Origin of the sequence: Sporosarcina sp. NCCP-2222, from assembly GCF_023168145.1 — a bacterium.
Taxonomy (GTDB): domain Bacteria; phylum Bacillota; class Bacilli; order Bacillales_A; family Planococcaceae; genus Sporosarcina.
The window spans coordinates 43,151-50,149 of the sequence record NZ_BQYK01000005.1 but is presented as its reverse complement, the minus strand read 5'-3'; the positions used below and the strand labels follow the sequence as shown (position 1 = coordinate 50,149).

Here is a 6,999-nt window from a genome sequence, read left to right as displayed (position 1 = left end):
GCCGAATTGAGAGAAGAAGATTTGCTGGCGAAGGTTCGAATTCGAGGACAGATTCATTCCGCTATCGATGCGATCGAGCGGCAAATGGCTCATTACGCTGCTCATGTGGGACAGATCATGTTTATTGGCAAGCAAATTAAAGGGGATGAATGGAACAGCCTCAGTATTCCTAAAGGTAATTCAGCTGCCTATTTGGAGAAAATGTTGAGAGAACACGGTTCGGTGAATTGAGAGAAAAAACATGAAAAAGCCATGGGATCATAAAGGACTCATTGAAAAATTTGAAGCGCACCGGAATGAAGAACTTGCAGGACCGATGGAAGCGTATATGAAGAATCACTTCCCGTTCCTGGGAATAAAAAGCCCGTTACGGAAAGAGCTGATGCGGGAGCAGTTTACTGAATATGAGCTGCCTGAGCCGAAAGATCTGTTCGTTGAAGCATGGAAGTTATATAACATGCCGGAACGGGAGTATCAATATGCTGCAATCGGCTTAATTGAAAAGATGCGGAAGCATTTGACGGTTGAAGATTATTCGACTTTGCGTGAGTTTATTGAAACGAAATCGTGGTGGGATAGTGTCGATGCCATTGCGCCGGCTTTTGTCGGCAACATCGTCAAGCTGGACCGAGCGCTCGGAGAACGAATCATGTTGGAATGGTCGGATGCAGATAATATGTGGGTTAACCGTGCTGCCATTTTGCATCAATTGAAATTTAAAGATGACACGGATGTGGATTTATTGTTTAGGATCATCAGCCAGCATGCCGATTCGGGTGAGTTTTTCATACAGAAAGCAATCGGTTGGGTGCTGCGGGAGTATGCGAAAACAGATGCCGTTGCAGTTAGGACATTTGTTAGTGAAAACAAGTTGAAACCATTAAGCCGCCGTGAAGCGCTTAAGCATATTGGTAACGACTAAAGGAGAATGGAAATGGATACGAGAATTGTTACGAAGATGAAGATGCAAAAACGGGCTGCAGATGTATTTGAAGCGATTGTGGACCCTGAACAAATGTCTCATTATTGGTTTTCATCGGGGTCACTTCGAATGGAGCCGGGAAAGACGATCATTTGGCGATATGAGGAGTACAATGCGGAAGGCACAGTGCATGTCAAGGAAGTGGAGGAACCGCAAAAAATCCGGTTCGTTTGGGGAGAGGAAGGCCAGGAGACGACGGTAACAATCAGCTTAGAAGACCTGGGTGACCAAACAACTTTAGTGACAGTGGAAGAGGCGTGGCTTTCTGAGGAAGATCCACATCTCATCGCTAAAATGCTCGGTCAAAAAGAAGGTTGGGTGTATATGCTTACCTGTTTGAAGGGATATTTGGAAAATGGAATATCTTCATTGCGGGCTTCTTTAGTCCATTAAATGAGTGAGGGGGAGGGCTATGGGAGGGTTGCAAAAAGCGATTGAAATCTGCATTGGGGAGGCTGAAGGAAACTGGGCTGTAGCCGCAGAAGAGATAAATAATGGCTCAACATTCATCTTACAGGGCGACCGGCAGTACTATGCTGCGAGCCTAATTAAGGTTCCAATTATGGTGGCTGCGTTCAAGTTAGCTGAGAAAGGTGATCTGCGCCTCAGGGATCAGCTTACCTTAGAAGCGGAAGATCAAGTCGGCGGCTGCGGTGTTTTGCAGCATATGTCTCCGGGCATCAAACTGCCTGTTCATGATCTGGTCACTTTAATGATAATTCAAAGTGATAATACGGCGACGAATATGCTGATTGATTTGGTGGGTATGGAACGGATTCAATCGGTCATGCGGGAGATTGGCATGACGCAGAGCGAAATCCATCATAAATTAATGATTGTAGCTGTTGATCGAAAAGCGACCAATTGTGTAACCGCGCTAGATGTGACAGCCGTCCTCCGCCTAATGGCAAAAGGCGAATGTGTCTCATTGCATGCGAGCCAGCAAATGATACATATCATGAAGCAACAGCAGCTGTCGAATGGTTTTACGTCTTTATTGCCAGCTCTTCAGGAAACTGTGGTCGGATCTATAAACGATTGGGAAGCAGCAAGCAAGACCGGGAATGTGGAAGGGATAACACATGAAACGGCTATCCTCTACGCTGGAAAGCGTGCCGTGGCTATTACGATCCTTGTAGAGGGTGTCGCTGAACGGCAGGCGCAGGAAACGATAGCGCAAATCGGCAAGAGCATTTATTCATACATGACAACATAATTGGGGGAATGGATATGAAAGGTACAATTACAGAAACATCAATGGATCAGCATGCCGCGGAGTGGGTTGAAAAGGGATTGGTTCCTGGAGCGATGCTCGGCATCAAACGGGACGGTGAATCTATTTATGAAAACGGGTTTGGGTTCCGGAATGTAGAGGAGCAGTTGCCCGTGACAGCTGACACGGTATTCGGCATCGCGTCGATGACAAAGTCGTTCACATGTGCTGGCATTATGAAGCTTCAGGAAGAAGGCAAACTATCCGTCCATGATTTGATTGTCACGTATTTGTCGGAACTGAAAGGCTCCAGTGAACAGGCGGAACAAATTACGATCCATCATCTTATGACACATACAGCAGGCTATCCGCCGCTCGCGACGCATGTGTATGCCCGGAAAAATAGCATTGAGGCAGACCCATCCGCGAAAGATTACGGACTGGATTTGTTGAATAACCCTGGACCGCATATCGAAACGTACGATGAAATGCTTGCATTCATGGCGAATGATGATTTCAAATGGCTTGGCGCGCCTGGAGAGTACTATAGCTATTCGAATGATTCCTATGGTTTACTCGGTGTCATTATTGCCCGTGCGAGCGGCCAGTCGTATGAATCTTTTATTGAAGAAAATGTGTTGATTCCTGTAGGCATGACCCGCAGTTTCTTTGATATGAAATGTTTGGACGAACTAGATGACGTGACGACGCTATACATGAAAGCGAAGGATGGATCCCATGTATATGAAGCGCCACTTTGGTGGGACGCGCCTTCAATGCGTGCGGTCGGTTATTTGAAATCAACAGTGCATGATATTCTCCGGTATCTCGAGATGTATATGAACGAAGGAATCGTCGATGGCGTTCGCATTTTATCCAAGGAAAGCATCGAGCAGATGATGACGCCACACGTGGAATATGAACCAGGCAAATGCTACGGGTATGGCCTGCGCATCATTCCGGACTATTTTGGCTCGAAGCTTATCAGCCATGGAGGCGGATTAAAAGGAGTCTCCTCTTATATGGCGGCGATACCGGATAAGAAGTTGTCCGGCGTCATTTTGACGAATGTGGCGGATGTGGAAGCGGGCGACTTATTGATGGATGGATTGAATAAAGTGGAAGGGCGTTCCTATGATGCGTCCCCGTTCACGTATGACACCATGCAAGTTTTCGAGGAAGAACTTCGTAAATTTGAAGGGTTTTATATTTCCGGTGAAGGAATGAATGTGGAAATAGCTATTCGGGACGGCCAATTTGGCGTGGAGTCCAATGGATTCTTTCGTCCTCTTCGATGCATTGGGAAAAATGTATTCATGGGGTTGGAGGATCAATCGGATATCCTTCAATTCATTGAGAATAATAGCGGAGAAATAGAACGGATCGTTTACGGCGGAAGACATATTTTGAGACAGTAATGCGGAATACAGCACAAATAAAAAAGCGAGGAAGATAATTTCCTCGCTTTTGCTATGTCAATTTCGGCTGTGAACCTTTTCGCCTTGAACCCACACTTCGCGGATGTTTTCTGGTCTTGCCAAATAGATGATCTTCTGGAAAATATCCAAATTGCTTTCCTCCGGATCATAAAGCGGCAGCCGGGCTGATTCTTTTTTCGTATCAACTAGCTGCACATCCCATGCGTAGCCTTCTTCCAAGCGGCCAACCGGCAGGCTGAGGCTTTCTCCACCGCCAGCAGTCGCCAAGTAAAATGCTTCGTTCAGCGTAATACGGGAATTTGGTACACCGCGTTTTTCCGCTGGCAGCCCCGTATCCACACCATCTTCCAGCATTCTGGACGACATAACAGCCTGGCGTGCATTGTCATACAAGCTAGGAGAAAAGCCTCCTGAAATATCAGAGCCCAATCCGATTTCCACGCCCATTTCCATGAAGCGGGCAAGCGGCAAGACGCTGTTGGCAAAATAAGCATTAGACACCGGGCAATGTGCGATGGCACTGCCGTTTTTCGCGAACAAGCGGGCATCCTCATCCGTTAGGAAATTGGAGTGCGCCATGACCGATTTCTCTCGGAGCAGTCCGAAACCATGCAATGCTTTGGCATCATTCATGCCAAACCGACCCTGTACATACCCATGCGCCCAGTCACTTTCACTGCAATGAGATTGAATATGCGTGTCATATTTCTCAGCCAATTTGCCAAGTCCTTGTAGCGCTTCATCTGTGCAGCTCGGGATGAACCGGGGTGTCACAACGGGATAGACCCCTTGCTTTGCATTTTTCGCGAGTTCTTGGACTGCCACAATGAATTCCTCAGTTTCCTGAAGTGCTGTTCCAGTATCCTCATCGCGATAGAAGTCAGGCGTTTGTTCGATATTATCTGCGACAACTTTGCCGACAAGGCCGCGCTGTCCTTTTTGTACACAAATTTCAGCAAGCGCGAGACTCGCTTCTTTATGAATTGTTGCGAAATAGAGGGCGGTTGTCGTACCATTCGCCAATAATGTATCGACTACATCCGCATACACCATTCTGGCAAATTCCACATCTTCAAACTTCGCCTCGGACGGGAAGGTGTACGTCTGAAGCCAATCACTCAACGGAATATCAAGTGCCGTTCCTGCTTGGATCCACTGAGGTGCATGCACATGCAAATCCACGAATCCAGGCAGTAAATAGGTCCCTTCTTCAAGCCGTTGGAATGCATCCGTCTGCTCATACGTTTCCAGCAGCTCCGCATACTCCGAATCGCTCGGTTGAACAATGTTGGCAATCAACCCGTTTTCATCAATACAAAACAAACAATCCTTCCAAACCGCCACTTCCTTCGGCGACTTGCTCGTAAAGGCCGTGCCATGGAACACTCGTCTATAGGAACCCAATCGTACCACTCCTTCTATGTAGTAGGTCGAACTATGCAAATGTAGTATGGGGAATTACTAATACATTAACACACTAAAAGTTTTTACAGGCGAATGCAATAGTTTTCTGCAAACCGCGTGTTGAAAGCTTGTGATTGAATGGGGAGTTGATTGATTCTAGCGGGTAAGTTCTTGAAAGTAGTTGGATGAGTGGCATGGGTACGTCGGGTGAGTGCTCGTAAGTACACCTGATCTTTGGTGGGGAAAGCCGGGGCGGTGGTAAATGCTTGAGAGTCGGTGGTAAGTGCTTGAGAGTCGGTGGTAAAAGTTCGAGAGTCGGTGGTAAACTCCCGAGTCGGTGGTAAATGCCTGAGAGTCGGTGATAAATGCTTGAGAGTCGGCGGTAAGTACCTGAGAGTCGGTGGTAAGTGCTCGAGAGTCGGTGGTAAACGCCCGAGCGGCGGTGGTAAGTGAAGGTAGTATAAAAAGTGGACACGGTTTTGTGAGTGTGTTTCGATTGAGACACGAATAAAACGGACGGAGTTGTGCCCAAATGAGTAAACGAATTGACGATGCGTTGAAGGAGCATTTAATTAAACTTGTAGTAGAAGAAGGAAAGAAACAGACAGAGGTTTCTCGGGAAATGGGAGTCGGTGTTAGCACCTTGAGAAGATGGGTAAGCGACTACCGGAAGAAGCAGCAGGCAGAACAGAACGGCCAGGAATACCTCACACCGACTGAGCAGATGAAACGGCAACGAGCGTTGGAGAAAGAAATTCGGGAACTGCAGGAGGAAAATGAAATCTTAAAAAAGGCCATGCACATCTTCTCCAAAAACCCGAAGTAATCTATGCGTTTATCGAGAAGCATTCGGAAGAATACCGCGTGAATAAGATGTGCAAAGTGCTCGGTGTGTCAAAAAGCGGTTACTACAAATGGCTTGGCAGACAGAAAAGCGACACGCAACTCAAAAAGGAGAAGGCACAAGCCCAAATCAAACGGATCTTCCATGCGAAAAGAGAAGTGTATGGCAGTCCACGAATCAAGAGAGAACTGGAGAAAGTAGGCATGGTTTTATCCGAGAAGACTGTCGCGAACTACATGCACGAGCTTGGACTATCTGCGACGGTTCCGTTCAAATATACCGTGACGACCCAATCCAATCACGAACATCCCATCTATCCCAATCTGTTAAACCGGGAGTTTCATGCGGAAGCACCCAACCGAGTGTGGGTCGTGGATATCACCTACATTTGGACAAGCGAGGGTTGGCTGTACTTGGCGACCGTCATGGACCTATTCTCCCGAAAAATCATTGGCTTTAATCTGGCTACCACCTTAAGCAAGGAGCTGCCGCTCTTGGCATTAGAACGGGCCTTTCAGTTTCGCTCGCCAGAAAAGGGATTGATCCATCACTCCGACCAAGGGTCACAGTATGCATCCCATGACTATATTGCCCTCCTCACGGAGAAGCAGTGCAAAATCAGCATGAGCCGCAAGGGTGACTGTTATGACAACGCATGTATTGAATCTTTTCACGCGACCATTAAGAAAGAACTAATCTATCGCCGGGGTTTCAAAACGAAGAAAGAAGCGGGAAAAGTGGTGCTAGAGTATATTATCTCCTTTTACAATGAACAGCGAAGCCATTCGACATTGGCATACCAAACACCAAATGAATTTGAGAGGTTGTACGAAGAGTCACGGAAGAAAAATGGGCAAGAACCACTCGCAACTTTCGTGGAAGAGCAGTTGTCACTTTAACTGCTCTTTCACGAAAGTACACCAAGCGAAGCGCGGTAGGCATTTGAAAGTGAACCGCTCACGAAAACGTGTCTACGAACTTGACAGAAGTCCATAAGTGCCTGAGAGTCGGTGGTAAACACTCGCTCGAATAACTCGGGCAACCCCTCGTATCCTCCCCGGACCGCTCGAATAACTCGGGTAACCCCTCGTATTCTCCTTGAACCGCTCGAATAACT

6 protein-coding genes and 1 pseudogene are annotated in these 6,999 nt (G+C 47.1%); 6 read left to right on the top strand and 1 reads right to left on the bottom strand.

Annotated features, from left to right (window positions below):
* The 5 genes from NCCP2222_RS12005 to NCCP2222_RS11985 form a co-directional block, all read left to right on the top strand.
* On the top strand, nucleotides 1–231 hold a 231-nt coding region (locus NCCP2222_RS12005), incomplete at its 5' end, for a DUF1572 family protein (protein WP_248512598.1).
* A 10-nt stretch (nucleotides 232–241) separates the two neighbouring features.
* Entirely contained in the window at nucleotides 242–922 is a 681-nt protein-coding gene (locus tag NCCP2222_RS12000; RefSeq protein WP_248512597.1) for a DNA alkylation repair protein, read from the top strand.
* A 12-nt stretch (nucleotides 923–934) separates the two neighbouring features.
* Nucleotides 935–1,375, top strand: coding sequence for an SRPBCC family protein (locus NCCP2222_RS11995; RefSeq protein ID WP_248512596.1), 441 nt, complete (start codon nucleotides 935–937; stop codon nucleotides 1,373–1,375).
* Nucleotides 1,376–1,394: 19 nt separating this feature from the next.
* Nucleotides 1,395–2,198 carry a serine hydrolase gene (locus tag NCCP2222_RS11990; protein ID WP_248512595.1) on the top strand — a complete coding sequence of 268 codons (804 nt, stop codon included), beginning with the start codon at nucleotides 1,395–1,397 and terminating at the stop codon, nucleotides 2,196–2,198.
* Between the two features lie 14 nt (nucleotides 2,199–2,212).
* Nucleotides 2,213–3,613 (top strand): serine hydrolase domain-containing protein, encoded by a 1,401-nt coding sequence (locus NCCP2222_RS11985; protein ID WP_248512594.1) that lies wholly within the window; start codon nucleotides 2,213–2,215, stop codon nucleotides 3,611–3,613.
* Nucleotides 3,614–3,670: 57 nt separating this feature from the next.
* Here NCCP2222_RS11985 and guaD read toward each other — a convergent pair whose 3' ends face one another.
* Nucleotides 3,671–5,038, bottom strand: a complete 1,368-nt coding sequence (guaD, locus tag NCCP2222_RS11980; RefSeq protein ID WP_248512593.1) for a guanine deaminase — start codon at nucleotides 5,036–5,038, stop codon at nucleotides 3,671–3,673.
* 532 nt (nucleotides 5,039–5,570) lie between these two features.
* Here guaD and NCCP2222_RS11970 point away from each other — a divergent pair.
* Nucleotides 5,571–6,781, top strand: a pseudogene (locus tag NCCP2222_RS11970) (IS3 family transposase).
* Nucleotides 6,782–6,999 lie beyond the last annotated feature (218 nt).

What these genes read in the sequence shown, in the direction of transcription:
- NCCP2222_RS11990 (WP_248512595.1), top strand. Translation starts at nt 1,395, where the DNA reads ATGGGAGGGTTGCAAAAAGCGATTGAAATCTGCATTGGGGAGGCTGAA.
- NCCP2222_RS12000 (WP_248512597.1), top strand. Translation starts at nt 242, where the DNA reads ATGAAAAAGCCATGGGATCATAAAGGACTCATTGAAAAATTTGAAGCG.
- NCCP2222_RS11995 (WP_248512596.1), top strand. Translation starts at nt 935, where the DNA reads ATGGATACGAGAATTGTTACGAAGATGAAGATGCAAAAACGGGCTGCA.
- NCCP2222_RS11985 (WP_248512594.1), top strand. Translation starts at nt 2,213, where the DNA reads ATGAAAGGTACAATTACAGAAACATCAATGGATCAGCATGCCGCGGAG.